This is a genomic window from Streptomyces sp. NPDC030840 (assembly GCF_055572015.1).
Genome location: NZ_JBVIEE010000008.1, coordinates 218,964 through 234,087, shown reverse-complemented (window position 1 = coordinate 234,087; position 15,124 = coordinate 218,964). Strand labels below are relative to the sequence as shown.

The 15,124-nt window shown below is 71.0% G+C and carries 11 protein-coding genes; 8 read left to right on the top strand and 3 right to left on the bottom strand.

Annotated elements, in window-relative coordinates:
- Positions 1–53 precede the first annotated feature (53 nt).
- The 3 genes from ACZ49J_RS19850 (at position 54) to sthA (ending at position 3,632) form a co-directional block, all read left to right on the top strand.
- On the top strand, positions 54–1,136 hold the full coding sequence (locus ACZ49J_RS19850) for a DNA polymerase III subunit beta family protein (protein WP_467449588.1): 1,083 nt from the start codon (positions 54–56) through the stop codon (positions 1,134–1,136).
- Between the two features lie 199 nt (positions 1,137–1,335).
- A complete protein-coding gene (locus tag ACZ49J_RS19845) occupies positions 1,336–2,145 on the top strand; it encodes an N-formylglutamate amidohydrolase (RefSeq protein ID WP_467449585.1) in 810 nt (269 codons plus the stop codon).
- Positions 2,146–2,228: 83 nt separating this feature from the next.
- On the top strand, positions 2,229–3,632 hold the full coding sequence (sthA, locus tag ACZ49J_RS19840) for a Si-specific NAD(P)(+) transhydrogenase (protein WP_467449584.1): 1,404 nt from the start codon (positions 2,229–2,231) through the stop codon (positions 3,630–3,632).
- Positions 3,633–3,665: 33 nt separating this feature from the next.
- On the opposite strand, the gene ACZ49J_RS19835 is transcribed toward sthA, so the two are convergent.
- Positions 3,666–4,904: an ROK family transcriptional regulator gene (locus ACZ49J_RS19835; protein ID WP_467449770.1), complete on the bottom strand. Its 1,239-nt coding sequence runs from the start codon at positions 4,902–4,904 to the stop codon at positions 3,666–3,668.
- 376 nt (positions 4,905–5,280) lie between these two features.
- Here ACZ49J_RS19835 and ACZ49J_RS19830 point away from each other — a divergent pair, with 376 nt between their 5' ends.
- The 5 genes from ACZ49J_RS19830 (at position 5,281) to ACZ49J_RS19810 (ending at position 12,973) form a co-directional block, all read left to right on the top strand.
- Positions 5,281–6,660, top strand: coding sequence for an extracellular solute-binding protein (locus ACZ49J_RS19830; protein WP_467449583.1), 1,380 nt, complete (start codon positions 5,281–5,283; stop codon positions 6,658–6,660).
- A gap of 95 nt (positions 6,661–6,755) precedes the next feature.
- A complete protein-coding gene (locus ACZ49J_RS19825) occupies positions 6,756–7,586 on the top strand; it encodes a carbohydrate ABC transporter permease (RefSeq protein WP_467449768.1) in 831 nt (276 codons plus the stop codon).
- Positions 7,586–8,482 carry a carbohydrate ABC transporter permease gene (locus tag ACZ49J_RS19820; RefSeq protein ID WP_467449582.1) on the top strand — a complete coding sequence of 299 codons (897 nt, stop codon included), beginning with the start codon at positions 7,586–7,588 and terminating at the stop codon, positions 8,480–8,482. Before ACZ49J_RS19825 ends, ACZ49J_RS19820 begins: the two co-directional genes overlap by 1 nt.
- A gap of 48 nt (positions 8,483–8,530) precedes the next feature.
- A complete protein-coding gene (locus ACZ49J_RS19815) occupies positions 8,531–11,626 on the top strand; it encodes an alpha-mannosidase (protein ID WP_467449580.1) in 3,096 nt (1,031 codons plus the stop codon).
- Positions 11,627–11,725: 99 nt separating this feature from the next.
- The gene (locus tag ACZ49J_RS19810) at positions 11,726–12,973 is read left to right on the top strand and encodes an MFS transporter (protein WP_467449578.1); all 1,248 of its coding nucleotides are present in this window, start codon (positions 11,726–11,728) and stop codon (positions 12,971–12,973) included.
- Between the two features lie 39 nt (positions 12,974–13,012).
- On the opposite strand, the gene ACZ49J_RS19805 is transcribed toward ACZ49J_RS19810, so the two are convergent.
- Together ACZ49J_RS19805 and ACZ49J_RS19800 are read right to left on the bottom strand one after the other, a co-directional pair.
- On the bottom strand, positions 13,013–14,185 hold the full coding sequence (locus tag ACZ49J_RS19805; protein ID WP_467449576.1) for an epoxide hydrolase family protein: 1,173 nt from the start codon (positions 14,183–14,185) through the stop codon (positions 13,013–13,015).
- A 110-nt stretch (positions 14,186–14,295) separates the two neighbouring features.
- A complete protein-coding gene (locus tag ACZ49J_RS19800) occupies positions 14,296–15,045 on the bottom strand; it encodes a TioE family transcriptional regulator (RefSeq protein ID WP_467449575.1) in 750 nt (249 codons plus the stop codon).
- Between the last annotated feature and the right edge of the window lie 79 nt (positions 15,046–15,124).

Here is a 15,124-nt window from a genome sequence, read left to right as displayed (position 1 = left end):
GAGTTGACCCTCGACCTGCTCAAGGGTCCAGAGTTCCGGGTGTGGAGAGCGAGATGCAGAGCATTGGTGAGTTGGCGCGGGACAGCGGACTGAGCGTGAGCGCCCTGCGGTTCTACGACCGGGCCGGTGTGCTGGTCCCCGCCTGGGTGGATCCGGTCAGTGGCTACCGCTGGTACGAGCCCGAACAGCTCACGGAGGCCCGGCTGCTGGGCCGGCTGCGCCGGGCCGCGATGCCGCTGGCGGACATCCGGCTGGTACTGGCCGGCTGGTCAGGCGCGGACACCGACCTGGTGCGGGGGCTGCTCCAGGCCCATCTGCGACGCCTGGAACTGGGGCTGGCCGATGCCCGCAGCGAGTTCTCCGCGCTCCGACCACTGCTCGATCGCAAGGAGGACTCCATGACTTCGCTCCACACCACCCCCGTCCGGCTGAGCGTGCCCGCGCCCGGACTCGCCGCCGCTCTGGACGCGGTCCGTTTCGCCGCGAGCACCGACCCGGAGCTGCCGGTGCTCGGCGGAGTGCTGTTCGACGTCGACGGCGAGGTGCTCCACGTCGTGGCCACCGACCGGTACCGGATGGCTGTCGCACGGGCCGGTGCCGCCGGCCATGGCGGCGCGCGGGTGCAGGTCATCGTGCCCGCGCCGCTCGCTGACGCGATGCGGGCCCTGCTGGGAGGCGAGGACCCCGTCCAACTCGCGGTGGACGGCGACCGCGTGACGCTGGAGGCCGGGGACCGCCAGGTGACCGGGCAGTGCCTCGGCCACGACTTCCCCGACTACCGTCGCCTCGTCCGCCTGCCGGCCGGGCGCCGCGCCCTCGTCGACGTGCCGGCCTTCCGGCAGGCGCTGCGGACCGGTCCCGTCCGCGCGAGCGAGGCACGCGGACAAGACGGCGCGTGCACCGATCTCAGCGTGCTGAAGGTGACGGCCGACGGCACGGTGACCATCTGCGAGGACGGTGACGACGACCAGAGCCAGGTCGCCGTCAACCGCGACTTCCTGCTGCACGCGCTCACCGCCGGGGCGCGGGACCACCTGGTCCTGGAGTTCGGCGACCCCACCGCCCCCGTCGCGATCCGCCGGCCCGACGACGAGGACACGTTCTCGATGCTGATGCCGGTGCGTCTGGAGAACTAGACGGTGTACCGGTCGTAGTACTGGTGGAGAGCCGGGCGGGACCTGAGGCCGGGGCCGGACAGGGCACCGTGACGGCGATGAACGGTGTGAGGGGGCCCACCCGGCCGATGTGCGCGGAGAAGGCGTTCGGCACAACCCTCGGCCGCTCCACGTGATCTCGTAGAACGTCCTGCTGTCGGTACACCCGGAGGAGCCGTACATGTCCCGTGCCTCGGAGTCCGTCGCCGCCGAGCCGTTCGCGCTGCTCCCCGGCGCGCGGGACTCCCCCGTGATCCTCCATGTCCCGCACTCCGCGCGAAAGATACCGGCCCCGGTGAGAGGGGACATCGTGCTCGACGAGCGGGAGCTCGAACGGGAGCTGGACCACATCACCGACGCGCACACCGAGCGGCTGGCCCGCGCCGCGGCGGAGGCCGCCGCGGTCAGGCCGTGGCGGTTCGTGAACCGGCTCTCCCGGCTGGTGATCGATCCCGAGCGGTTCCCGGACGAGCGGGAGGAGATGAGCGCCGTCGGCATGGGCGCGGTCTACACCCGCACCACACACCGGGCGCCGCTGCGGCGCGCGGACTGCGAGCCCGGGCCGCTGATCGAGCGGTACTACCGTCCGTACGCGCGGGCCATGACCGAGGCGGTGGCCGGCCGTCTCGCCGTGGCGGGGCGGGCCGTCGTCCTCGACGTCCACTCCTATCCGACGGCCCCCCTGCCGTACGAACTGCACGGCGACGGCCCCCGCCCTCCCGTGTGTCTGGGCACCGACCCCTTCCATACGCCGCCCGAACTGCTGGCAGCCGCCGAGGAGGCGTTCGCCGGCTTCGGCGGCACGGGTGTGAACAGTCCGTTCTCGGGCGCCTACGTCCCGCTGGTGTTCCACGGCACGCGACCGGACGTCACCGCGCTGATGGTCGAGATCCGCCGCGACGTCTACATGAGAGAGCCGGGCGGTGCCGCGGGCCCCGGTCTCGACCGCCTCGCCGGGTCTCTCGCCGCGCTGGTCGACGCGGTCTCGTAGACCGAGGTGTGCCGCCAACTCGGAGACAATGGTTGCCTGTTCGCCCTTCCGGCAGGGCGCCCCGGGCTGTCAGACTTCCGAGAATGCCCGACTTCGACATGCTTGTCATCGGATCCGGTCCGGGTGGCCAGAAGGCCGCCATCGCGGCGGCCAAGCTGGGCCGCCGCGTCGCCGTCGTCGATCGCCCCGACATGGTCGGCGGTGTCTCCCTGCACACCGGGACCATCCCCTCCAAGACCCTTCGTGAAGCGGTGCTGTATCTCACCGGCCTCACCCAGCGCGACCTGTACGGCCAGAGCTACCGTCTGAAGGAGGACATCACCGTCGCCGACCTGACCACACGCACCCAGCACGTGGTCGGCCGCGAGGTCGACATCATCCGCAGCCAGCTCGCGCGCAACCACGTCGCCCTGTTCTCCGGCACCGCCCGCTTCGTCGACGCCCACACCGTCGCGCTGCGCGAAGCGACGGGCAACGAGCGGCTGTTCGCCGCCGAGCACATCGTCATCGCGACCGGTACCCGCCCGGCCCGGCCGGACAGTGTCGAGTTCGACGGGCGGACGATCATGGATTCGGACAACGTCCTCACACTGGAGCGGGTGCCCCGTTCCATGGTGATCGTCGGAGCCGGGGTGATCGGCATGGAGTACGCCTCCATGTTCGCGGCCCTCGGCAGCAAGGTCACGGTGGTGGAGAAGCGGTCCGGGATGCTCGACATGTGCGACGTCGAGGTGATCGAGTCGCTGAAGTACCACCTGCGGGACCTGGCCGTCGCCTTCCGCTTCGGGGAGACCGTCGCCGCGGTCGAACGCCATCCGAGGGGCACGCTCACCGTTCTGGAGAGCGGCAAGAAGATCCCCGCGGACACCGTGATGTACTCCGCGGGCCGGCAGGGTCTGACCGACGAACTCGATCTGGACAGGGCCGGGCTGTCCGCCGACCGGCGCGGCCGGATCACCGTCGACGAGCACTACCGCACCGAGGTCCCGCACATCTACGCGGTCGGCGACGTCATCGGCTTCCCGGCGCTCGCCGCGACCTCGATGGAGCAGGGGCGTGCGGCGGCGTACCACGCGTGCGGCGAGCCGGTGGGCCGGATGCACCACCTCCAGCCGATCGGCATCTACACCATCCCGGAGATCAGCTTCATCGGCCGCACCGAGGACCAGCTCACCGAGGACCGCGTACCGTTCGAGGTCGGCATCTCCCGCTACCGGGAACTCGCCCGGGGGCAGATCATCGGCGACTCCCACGGCATGCTCAAGCTGCTGGTCTCACCCCGGGACCGCACTCTGCTCGGGGTGCACTGCTTCGGCTCCGGAGCCACCGAGCTCATCCACATCGGGCAGTCGGTGATGGGCTGCGGGGGAACGGTCGACTACCTGGTCGACGCGGTGTTCAACTACCCGACGCTCGCGGAGTCGTACAAGGTCGCCGCGCTGGACGCGACCAACAAGCTGCGGCAGATCGACCGGATCGGCGACTGAGACACCGGGCCGGCCGACCATGTCCCGTTCCGGTCAGCCGGAGGCCTCGGTGAGCATGCGCCAGCCGGGCGTGTAGTTGCCGTGGAGCACGAGTGACGCGGCGCCGACCGCTCCGACGGTGTCGCCGATGACGCTCTGCTCGATGGCGATGGGCCGGATGGCACGGGCGACGGACGTGCTGTTGACAGCCGTGTCGATCTCCTCGCACACGATGGGCTCGATGCCGCGCAGCCCCTCACCGCCGAGGACGACACGACTGACGTCGAGCAGGCTGACGGCGCCCCTGGCGGCCTGACCGATACGGCGCGCGGCACCGCGTACGACGTCACGGGCCTGCTCGTCTCCGGTGCGGGCGGCCCGGCGGAGCAGCTTCCAGTCGTTGTGCAGGGAGGCGGGGTCGCCGGCCAGGCCGACGCGGTCGGCGGCGGCCCGTCCGTGGCGGCGCAGGAAGTCGTCGATGATCGCGGCGGGGCTGCAGTAGGGGCCGAGGCAGCCGGTACCGCCGCAGTGACAGACGCGGTCCCCCGGTTCGACGGCGAGGTGCCCGAACTCCCCCGCGTTGCCCGAATCGCCGTGCAGCACGGTGTTGTTGAGAACAATGCCGGCACCGATGCCGGTACCCAGGTAGATGAACAGGAAGCTGCCGGCTCTGGCCTCGCCGCCGATCCAGCGTTCGCCGATGGCGGCGGCGGTGGCGTCGTTGTCCAGGGCCACGGGCATGCCGGTGGCCTCGGCGAACATCTTCAGCAGGGGGACGCGGTCCCAGCCGGGGAGGTTCGGCGGGGAGACCACCTCACCCGAGGAGCCGTCGATCGGCCCGGGAGCGGCGATGCCGAGGCCGAGCAGGCGGTCGGGATCCACGGCGGACCGGTCGACGAGCCGGAGGGCCGCGCGGGCGACCCGGTCCACGACGTCGGCGGGGTCGTTCGGGACCGTGAGCCTGAGCCGACGGCTGGTGATCGCCTCGCCGGCCAGGTTGACCAGGACGATCACGGCCGCGTCGGGGTCGAGATGGACGCCGAGCGCGTAGGCCCCGTCGGGGCGGGGAGCCAGCAGGGTGCGGCGCTTGCCTCCGCTGGAGGGCGCCTGGCCGGTCTCCGTGACGAGGCCGGCGTCGAGCAGTTTGCGGACGACGTTCGAGACGGTCTGGTTGGTCAGGCCGGTGAGCGCGGCCAGTTCGACCCGGCTCACGGGCCCCCTGGTCCGGATGGCGTCCAGCACGACGGCCTGGTTGTACCCGCCGACCCGGGGCAGGTTCGTGCCACCGAGCATCGTCACCTGTCGGTCACCTACCGCTCCTTCGTGTCTTCTCGTTGTCCTCGACTGATCGGCGCGGGCGCGACCGGAACGCGCGTTGTGAGCCGAACCGCGAACCATGCCCCTTTATGTGCTGAACGGCGGTTCGTGACGAAAGTTTACACGCCGGAAGCGTTGACTTCATCCATCAATTGGATTTAGCTACGGCCATCAAGCCGGGCGCACCAGGCCAGGTCGCGCGGGGTGGCGCCGCATGGAGCGCCTCGCTCGTACTGCCCGCGGCGCGCACCCCAGTCGCGGCTTTCCCGTTCTTCTCCTCGTCCTCCCCTCGCTCTTCTCCTCGTCCTCCCCTCGTTCTTCTCCTCAGGTTTCGCGTTCCGGAGGAACCACCGTGCGTTCGAGACTCATCGCTGCCGCAGCACTCACCACCGCCACCGCCCTGGCCGCCTCCGGCTGCGGGGATTCCGGTTCGTCCGGGAGCTCCGCCAAGTCGATCAAGGTCGTCTACTGGCAGAACCTGGACAGCAAGAACAAGCTCCAGGCCAACCGCCTCTCCTCGGTGGTCAAGCAGTTCACCAAGGCCAACCCGGGCACCAAGGTGACCCTCGTCCCGGTCACCGCCTCCGAGAACGACTACTACACCAAGGTCCAGCTCATGATGCGGTCCCCCGCGACCGCCCCCGACCTCGTCTACGAGGACACCGCGCTGATCAACTCCGACATCGCGAGCGGCTACCTCCAGCCCATCGACTCCTACCTCGCCAAGTGGAGCGACTGGTCGAAGTTCGTGCCCGCCTCCAAGGTCGCGGCGCGCGGCGCCTCGGACGGCAAGACGTACGGCGTCCCGGACGGCACCGACACACGCGGGATCTGGTACAACAAGCAGCTCTTCGAGAAGGCCGGTATAGCCGTGCCGTGGCAGCCGAAGACCTGGGACGACATCCTCAGGGCCGCCCGGAAGCTGAAGGCCGAGCTGCCCGGTGTCATCCCCATGAACCTCTACACCGGTACGGCCGGCGGCGAGGCTTCCTCCATGCAGGGCTTCGAGATGCTGCTGTACGGCACCCCGGCGGGCGACAAGTCCCTCTACGACACGAGCCGGAAGAAGTGGGTCGTGGGCAGCAAGGCCTTCAAGGACTCGCTGGAGTTCGTGCGCACCGTCTACAGCGAGAAGCTCGGCCCGCCGGTGGACCAGGCCCTCGGCGCCAACTTCGGTACCACCGTCGGCACCGAACTGATCCCCGAGGGCAAGCTCGCGATGGACATCGACGGCTCCTGGATGCCCAACAACTGGGGCTCCACCAGCCCGAAGCCGTGGAAGGACTGGGAGACCGTGATCGGCACCGCCGCGATGCCGACCCAGAACGGCCAGAGCCCCGGCAAGATCAGCATGTCCGGCGGCTGGGTCTGGTCGATACCGGCCAAGGCCAAGAACCCGGACCTGGCGTGGAAGTTCCTCACGATGATCGAGACAAAGGCCAACCACGCGAGTTGGAACGCCACCAACGCCAGCATCGCCGTCCGTACGGACTCCGCCACCGATCCGTCGTACGCCAACTCCGTGCCGACCAACAAGTTCTTCACGGACCTGGTGCAGTACACCCACTACCGGCCCGGCCTGCCCGCCTACAACCAGGTCTCGGCCGCGATCCAGAAGGCCATGGAGTCGGTGACCACCGGCCAGGCCTCCGTCGACAAGGCCGCCGCCACCTTCGACAGCGACGTGAAGTCCGCCGTCGGCGACGACAAGACCGTCAAGGGCGACTCGTGACCGCTTGGACGTCGGTGCCCCACAAGGCCGGTGATCGCCACCGGCCCCACGGGGCACCTCCCGCCCCCGTACGTTCCCTGCTGCGTGGTCTGCCGATGCTCCCGGCGGTGGTCCTGCTGGCCGTCTTCCTCGCGGGGCCCATCGCGTACTGCGTGTACTACGCGTTCACCGACATGCAGCTCACGGGCGCGGCCGGTACCCACTTCGTGGGCCTGGACAACTTCACGCGGGCTCTGGAGGACCACGACTTCCTCAACGCCGTCTGGCTGACCCTGGCGTTCGTGGTGGGCTCCGCCGTCATCGGCCAGAACACCCTGGGACTCGCCCTGGCCGTCCTGATGGAGAAGGCGGAGAAGCCGGTCCGGGCGCTCACCAACGGTGTCGTCATCGCCGCGTGGGTGCTGCCCGAGGTGGTCGCCGGCTACCTGATGTACGCGTTCTTCTACAACCAGGGCTCACTGAACTCGATTCTCGACGCCCTGCGCCTGCCGCAGCAGAACTGGCTCTACACGATGCCCATCCTGGCGGTCTGCCTCGCCAACGTCTGGCGCGGCACGGCTTTTTCGATGATGGTCTTCACCGCCGCCCTGAACGACGTGCCGCAGGAGCTCGTGGAGGCGGCCGAGATGGACGGCGCGGGTCCCTGGCAGCGGCTGTGGCGGGTCGTCCTGCCGGTCATCAGGGGGTCGATCATGACCAACCTGATGCTGATCACGCTCCAGACGCTCTCCGTCTTCGGCCTGATCTACACCATGACCCGAGGCGGTCCCGGCAACAAGAGCGAGACCCTGCCCATCTTCATGTACCAGCAGGCGTTCCAGAACAGCCTCATCGGCTACGGCACCGCCATCGCCCTCGTGCTGCTGGTGGTCGGCGCCCTGTTCTCCGTCGTGTACATCCGCCTGCTCAAACTGGAGGACGACTGATGGCCGTTCTCGCACCGTCGCGTGCCGCGTCCGACCGGCCGGCGACGGCCACCACACCGCGTGCCTCGCACCGGCGCCGCTCCCTGGCCGGCCGCATCGCCGTCAACGCCGTCCTGCTGGCCGTTTCGGTGACGTACGTCCTGCCCCTGCTGTGGATGCTCATCGCCTCGGTCGGCGACACCAACAGCTTCCGGCTGCGGTGGCCGTCGTCGCTCACCCTCGGCAACTTCGACGCAGTCCTCAACGCCGACACCACCTACCGGCCGCTGCTCAACAGCCTGCTGCTGTGCGGATTCGCGACCCTGGTGACGGTGGCGGCGTCCTTCCTGGCCGCCTATCCGCTGTCCCGTTATCGCTCCCGACTGCGCCGGCCGTTCCTCTACACGATCCTGTTCTCCACCGGTCTGCCCATCACCGCCGTGATGATCCCCGTCTACAGCATGTTCGTGCAGGTGAACCTCATCGACTCCGTCCCCGGCACCACGCTGTTCCTGGCGGCCTCGGCGCTGCCCTTCGGGATCTGGCTGATGAAGAACTTCATGGACGGCGTACCGATGGTGCTGGAGGAGGCCGCCCGGATCGACGGCGCGAACACCGCGCACGTGCTGTGGCGGGTCGTCCTGCCGCTGATGCGGCCCGGCGTCACCGTCGTCACCGTCTTCACCTTCATCGGCATGTGGGGGAACTTCTTCGTCCCGTTCATCCTGCTGCTGTCCCCGGAGAAGCTCCCCGCGTCCGTCAGCGTGTTCACCTTCCTCAGCGCCCATGACCAGACGCAGTACGGGCAGTTGTCGGCGTTCTCCATCCTGTACTCCCTGCCCGTCGTGATGCTCTACGTGCTGCTGGCCCGGAAGCTCGGCGGCGGCTTCGCTCTCGGCGGCGCCCTCAAGGGGTGAACCCCTCACAGAGCGGCCCCTCCCCCACCCCCCGGAGAAGAACAACCCATGCACAACGACCGTGAAGTCTCCGAGCAGCGGCTCGCCCGGGTGCTGAACGAACGCATACGGCCGGCTGTCCACGCCCGGTCCGTCCCCCTGCACGTGGAGATCTGGAACGTCCCCGGCGAGCCCGTGCCGGTCCGTGACGCGCTGGCCGCTCCCTACCGTCCGGCGCGGATCGGTGACCGGTGGGGCCCCGCCTGGTCGACGAGCTGGTTCCGGGTCAGCGGGGAGATCCCGCGGGACTGGGCGGGACTCCCCGTCGAGGCCGTGCTCGACCTCGGCTTCTCGACCCACTCCGCCGGCTTCTCCGCCGAGGGTCTGGTCCACCGGGCCGACGGCACCGCGGTGAAGGCGCTCAACCCCCGCAACATCTGGCTGCCGGTCACCGAATCGGCCGACGGCGGCGAGGAGTTCGTCCGGTACGTCGAGGCCGCCGCCAACCCGGTGGTCATGCACACCGCCCCCGGCCGGCTGACCTTCGGCCCCACCGCGGTCGGCGGGCGGGCACCCTGGCTCGACGATCCGTCGGCCGACCCCGGCGAACCCCTCTACCGGCTGCGACGGATGGACCTCGCGGTCTTCGACCGCACCGTCCACGAACTCGTCCAGGACCTCGACGTCCTCGGCCAGCTGATGCACGAACTGCCGGTGGACTCCCCGCGCCGCTGGCAGATCCTGCGGGCCGTCGAACGCGCCCTGGACGCGGTGGACCTGCAGGATGTCGGCGGCAGTGCCGCCGCGGCGCGCGAGGCACTGGCCCCGGCCCTGGCGGCGCCCGCGACCGCGAGCGCGCACCGGATCTCCGCGGTCGGGCACGCGCACATCGACACGGCCTGGCTGTGGCCGCTGCGGGAGACCGTGCGCAAGGTCGCCCGGACCGTCTCCAACGTCACCCAGCTCATGGACGACCATCCGGACTTCCGCTTCGTGATGTCCCAGGCCCAGCAACTCGCCTGGCTCAAGGAGCACCGGCCCGACGTGTACGCCCGCGCCCGGGAGAAGGCCAGGAGGGGCCAGTTCCTGCCCACGGGCAGCCTGTGGGTGGAGCCGGACACGAACCTCACCGGCGGCGAGTCGCTGGTCCGCCAGTTCGTCCACGGCAAGCGGTTCTACCTGGAGGAGTTCGGCGTCGAGACCGAGGAGATGTGGCTCCCGGACACCTTCGGCTACAACGCGGCCCTGCCCCAGCTGATGAAGCTGGCCGGGGTGCGCTGGTTCCTCACCCAGAAGATCTCCTGGAACACCACCAACAAGTTCCCGCACCACACCTTCTGGTGGGAGGGCATCGACGGCACCCGCATCTTCAGCCACTTCCCGCCCGTCGACAGCTACAACGGCGACCTCTCCGGCGCCGACGTCGCCCACAGCGTGCGCAACTTCCAGGACAAGGCGGGCGCCAACCACTCCCTCGTCCCGTTCGGTTACGGCGACGGCGGCGGCGGCCCCACCCGTGAGATGCTGGCCCGCGCCGCCCGGCTGGCCGATCTGGAGGGTTCGGCCCGGGTCACCATGGAGCGGCCCTCCACCTTCTTCGCCCGCGCCCACGCCGAGTACGAGGCGAACGGCGGCGCCCCGGTGTGGTCCGGCGAGCTGTACCTGGAGTTCCACCGCGGCACCCTGACCAGCCAGCTCGCCACCAAGCAGGGCAACCGGCGCAGTGAACACCTGCTGCGCGAGGCGGAGTTGTGGGCGGCCACGGCCGCAGTGCGCCACGGGCACCCGTATCCGTACGAGGCGCTGGACCGGCTGTGGAAAACGGTGCTGCTGCACCAGTTCCACGACATCCTGCCGGGCACCTCGATCGCCTGGGTGCACCGCGAGGCGGAGGAGACGTACGCCGTCGTCGCCCGGGAGCTGGAGCAGATCGTCGAGGAGGCTCAGCGCGCCCTCGCGGGGCCCGCCGACGCGGCCGGCTCGGCCACCCCCGCAGACTCCACCACGGGCACCATCGTCTTCAACGCCGCCCCCCACGCACGCGGTGGCGTCCCCGCGCTGGGCGCCGCTCCGCGCGCCGAGGTGGCCGACACGCCCGTACCGCCCGTCCCCGACGGCGACGGCTTCGTCCTGGACAACGGCCTGCTCCGGGTGACCGTCGACGGCCGTGGCCTGGTCACCTCCGCATACGACGTGAGCGCCGACCGCGAGGCGCTGCCGCCGGGCACCACCGCGAACCTGCTGCAACTGCACCAGGACTTCCCCAACCAGTGGGACGCGTGGGACATCGACGTCTTCTACCGCAACGCCGTCCGCGACCTCAACGAAGCCGAGTCGGTCACCGCGCTGGACGACGGGGTCCGCGTCGTCCGTGCCTTCGGCGCCTCACGGATCGAGCAGACCCTGACCCTGGCCGCGGACTCCAGGCGGCTCCTGATCGACACCGTCGTCGACTGGCACGAGACGGAGAAGCTCCTCAAAGCCTCCTTCCCGCTGGATCTGCGCGCCGCCCACTCGTCCGCCGAGATCCCCTTCGGGCACGTCGAGCGGCCCACCCACACCAACACCAGCTGGGACGCCGCCAAGTTCGAGATCTGCGCTCACCGCTTCCTGCACGTCGGTGAGCGAGACTGGGGCGTCGCGCTGGTCAACGACTCGACGTACGGTCACGACGTCACCCGCGACGTCCGCCCCGACGGGGGCACCACGACCACGGTCCGCCTCTCGCTGCTGCGCGCCTCCCGCTTCCCCGACCCGGACGCCGACCAGGGCACCCATCGGCTCCGCTACGCCCTGGTGGTGGGCGCCGGCCTCGCCGACGCCGTCCGCGAGGGCTACCGCCTCAACCTGCCGGAGCGTGTGCTGCCGGGCAGCGCGCCCGTCGCTCCCCTGGTCGCGGTCGACCACGAGGGGGTGGTCGTCGAGGCCGTGAAGCTCGCCGACGACCGGTCGGGCGACGTCGTCGTCCGCCTCTACGAGGCGCACGGCGTCCGTACCCGCGCCACCCTCGCCACCGGGTTCCCCCTCGCGTCCGTCACGGCCACCGACCTCCTGGAACGCCCTCTCGGTGATGTGACGAGCCATCAGGCGGCCGGGGACTCGGTCCGCTTGCGCCTGCGCCCCTTCCAGATCCTCACCCTCCGCCTCCGCCGGCGAGGCCAGTGAGCTTCTCTCCCGGGGCCTGGCCAACTCGTTGACCTTGCCCCAGGGGGAGCCCGCAGCATCGGTTCACGGATGGGTGCTGCGGGCGGCGGAGGGGCGCGGGTGCGGGGACGAGGGGTGCTGGTCGACGTACGGCCGCTGCGCGGGGACGACTTCCGGCGGCTGTGGGCGGCCGGCATCGTGACGTCACTGGGAGCGCAGTTGACGGCGGTCGCCGTGCCGCTGGAGATCTACGGCCTCACCGGCTCCTCGGCCCATGTCGGGCTGGCCGGGTTGGTGGGCTTCGCCCCGATGGCGGCCGGGGCGTTGTGGGGAGGCGCGTTCGCCGACGTACGGGACCGGCGGCGCGTGCTGCTGACGACCACGAACGGCATCGGCGTGGTGTCGCTGCTGCTGTGGGCTCAGGCATGGGCGCAGCTCCGGTCGGTCGGCGTGCTGCTCGTGCTGGTCGGTGTGCAGCAGGCTCTGTTCGGCGCCAACACCGCGGTGGGCAGAGCCGTGGTTCCCCGGCTGGTTCGCCCCGGTCTGCTGCCCGCTGCCAACGCGCTGCAGTCGATGGTCGTCCTGTCGGCGGGGATCGCCGGTCCGCTGCTGGCCGGCGGCCTGCTCCCGGTCGTGGGCAGCGCGACGCTGTACCTGGCGGACGCCGCCGCAGTGTGCGCGACGGCGTGGGCCGTGTGGCGGCTACCGGCCCTGCCCCCTGCGGGGGGTTGCGGGAGGAGGCGGGGCGCGGGCGTACGGCAGATCGTGGACGGCGTGCGTCTCGTGGCGCGGAACCGGGTACTGCGAGCGGTGTATCTCGCCGACTTCGCCGCCCTGTTCCTGGGCCTGCCCACGGCGCTCTTCCCGCAACTCGCGCAGGAGGCCTTCCAGGCGTCGGACATCGGAGTGCTGTACGCCGCCCTGTCGGCGGGAGGGGTGCTGGGGGCGCTGCTCTCCGGGAGCTTCACTCGCGTCCGCCGCCATGGTGTCGCCGTCGCGGCAGCGGTGGGCCTGTGGGGCCTGGCCGTCGCGGGGTTCGGGACGGCCCGCTCGCTGATCTGGGCGGCAGGCTGGCTGGTTCTGGCGGGCGTCACGCTCCTGGCGCTGGGGGTCTTCCGCCGCACGGTCCTGCAGACCGCCGTGCCGGACGGGATGCGGGGCCGGCTGCAGGGAGTCGACACCGTGGTGTCCGCGGGCGGGCCGCGGTTGGGCGACCTCGTGCACGGCACGGCGGGTGCCGCCTTCGGCGCCACGTGGGCGGTCACCGGCGGCGGAGCCCTGACCTTCGCGGTCGCGCTCGTCCTGCTCCCGCTCTTCCCTGACTTCCGCCGCCACGGGGCACCTGACACCGCGGCACCATCCTGCTAAGCCTCGGAGCGCCGGCGGTGAAGGCGTCCCGAGGCGTCCTCAGTCCGTTGCCGCCCGGAAGGGGCGGAAGAACGCGCGCAACTCCTCCGCGTAGAGCTCGGGTTCCTCGAACGGCGCGAAGTGCCCGCCGCGCGGGGGCTCGGTCACGCGCACGACGTTCGCCGTGCGCTCCAGCCACGCCCTCGGCGGACGGACGACGTCACCGCGGAAAAGGGAGAACCCGGACGGCACCTCGACCCGGCGGGTGAGCTGTGCGGGCGGGATCGCCGCGTTCGCGTGGTACGCGCGCATCGACGAACCGATCGTCCCGGTGAGCCAGTAGAGCGTGACGTTGGTGAGGATCTCGTCCTTGGTGAAGCTCCGCTCGATGTCGCCGCCGCAGTCGCTCCACCCCTGGAGCTTCTCGACGATCCACGCGGCGAGCCCGGCCGGCGAGTCGGTGAGCCCGACGGCGGCGGTCTGGGGCTTCGTGCGGTGCATGGCGCCGTAGGCGCCCTCGGTCGCGGCCCAGGCAGCGCAGTCCGCGAGCCAGGCGCGCTCCTCGGCCGTGAGCTCCGCCGGGTCGCCGGTGAAGACGGGCAGGCCCGCGTCCGTGCGGTGCACGGCCACGACCCGGTCGGGGTGGTCGAGGGCGAGGTAGCGGCTCACGTGACTGCCCATGTCCCCGCCCGCCGCGCCGAACCGCGTGTACCCGAGGACGCCCATGAGCTCGGCCCACAGGCCCGCGACGGCGACAGTGTCGAGGGGCGGGCCGACGGGACGCTCGGAGTAGCCGTAGCCCGGCATGTCCGGTACGACCACGTCGAACGCGTCGGCGGGGTCGGCGCCGTGCGCGCCGGGATCGGTGAGGAGCGGGATGACCTTCGAGTACCGCCAGAAGGAGTCCGGCCAGCCGTGGCTGAGGACCAGCGGCAGCACGGGTCGGGCCGGATCGGCAGCCCGGGCGTGCACGAAGTGGATCCCCAGGCCGCCGAGTTGCACGCGGAAGCGGGGCAGCCGGCCGAGCTCCGCCTCCCGCGCCCGCCAGTCGAACCCGTCCGCCCAGTACGCGACCAGCTCACGCAGGTAGTCGACATCGGTCCCGAGCGACCACCCGGCGTCCTCGGGCGCGTCCGGCCAGCGCGTCGCACGCAACCGCGAGCGGAGGTCCTCGAGCGTTCCGGACTCTGTCTGAGTGGTGAACGGCTGCGCTCCCGGCGCAAGTTCCGACATGTGAGGCACCCTACAACCGCGTCACACCGTCCCCTCAACGAGCCGCTCGGCACTCGGCGGGCTGTTGTCTGCCGCTGGGTGGGCTCCCCCTGCCCCCGGCGGCCGCCGGCTCATCCGCGCTCGCGGAGATACGCGTCCAGTTCGGCCGCCCCGGTCAGCATCGCCCGCCCGCGGGTGGACAGCCGTCCCCGCCAGTCGCGCAGTGCGGACTCCAGCGGCTCCAGCCCGCCGGCCGCCCGTACTTGGGCGATGAGCGGGGCGATCTGCTCCAGCAGGTAGCCGCCCCGCCTGAGCTGGTGGGCCAGCCGGGCGTCCCGTACATCGCTCTCGTCGTAGACGCGGTACCCGGTCTGCCGGTCGCGGCGCGGGCGCACCAGCCCGGCGCGCTCCCACTTTCGCAGCGTCGCGGGCCGTATTCCGAGCTTGTGGGCCAGCGGCCCGATGAAGGTGACGCCGGGCCCGGACACCGCGGGGGGCTCGGCCCCCGCGCCGGGCCCGGAGGCCGTGCTGGGCTCCAGGTCGCGCAGGGCGCTCTCCACGGCCTGGAGGGTCCGGCGGTCGTCGAGGAGCTGGGTGTGGCTCTCGTCGATCAGGCGGAACGCCTCATCGGCCGAGCCCTCGTTCACCGCCCGCATGATCGACGTCGCCGTCTGGTGGCCGTGGCCGGGCACGAGGGCGAGAAACGCGCGCAGGGCCGCGGCGTGCAGCGGGGTGTAGGTGCGGTAGCCGCTGGGCGTGCGCTCGGCGGCCGGAAGGATGCCGGCCTCCTCGTAGTTCCTGATCGCCTGGGTCGACAGACCGTGCGCCCGCGCGAGATCGACCGGCCTGAGCCGACCACCTCTTTGAGGGTTGCGCCTCATGCTGTTACCGATGTTTCTGCCGAAATGCTGGCCGACGTCGCGGAAAACTTTCAATCGACAGTTCAACGATACCGTTCAA

Coding starts and splice junctions, on each gene's coding strand:
- sthA (WP_467449584.1), top strand. CDS start 2,229: ATGCCCGACTTCGACATGCTTGTCATCGGATCCGGTCCGGGTGGCCAG.
- ACZ49J_RS19805 (WP_467449576.1), bottom strand. CDS start 14,185: ATGTCGGAACTTGCGCCGGGAGCGCAGCCGTTCACCACTCAGACAGAG.
- ACZ49J_RS19845 (WP_467449585.1), top strand. CDS start 1,336: ATGTCCCGTGCCTCGGAGTCCGTCGCCGCCGAGCCGTTCGCGCTGCTC.
- ACZ49J_RS19835 (WP_467449770.1), bottom strand. CDS start 4,904: ATGCTCGGTGGCACGAACCTGCCCCGGGTCGGCGGGTACAACCAGGCC.
- ACZ49J_RS19800 (WP_467449575.1), bottom strand. CDS start 15,045: ATGAGGCGCAACCCTCAAAGAGGTGGTCGGCTCAGGCCGGTCGATCTC.
- ACZ49J_RS19850 (WP_467449588.1), top strand. CDS start 54: ATGCAGAGCATTGGTGAGTTGGCGCGGGACAGCGGACTGAGCGTGAGC.
- ACZ49J_RS19815 (WP_467449580.1), top strand. CDS start 8,531: ATGCACAACGACCGTGAAGTCTCCGAGCAGCGGCTCGCCCGGGTGCTG.
- ACZ49J_RS19820 (WP_467449582.1), top strand. CDS start 7,586: ATGGCCGTTCTCGCACCGTCGCGTGCCGCGTCCGACCGGCCGGCGACG.
- ACZ49J_RS19825 (WP_467449768.1), top strand. CDS start 6,756: ATGCTCCCGGCGGTGGTCCTGCTGGCCGTCTTCCTCGCGGGGCCCATC.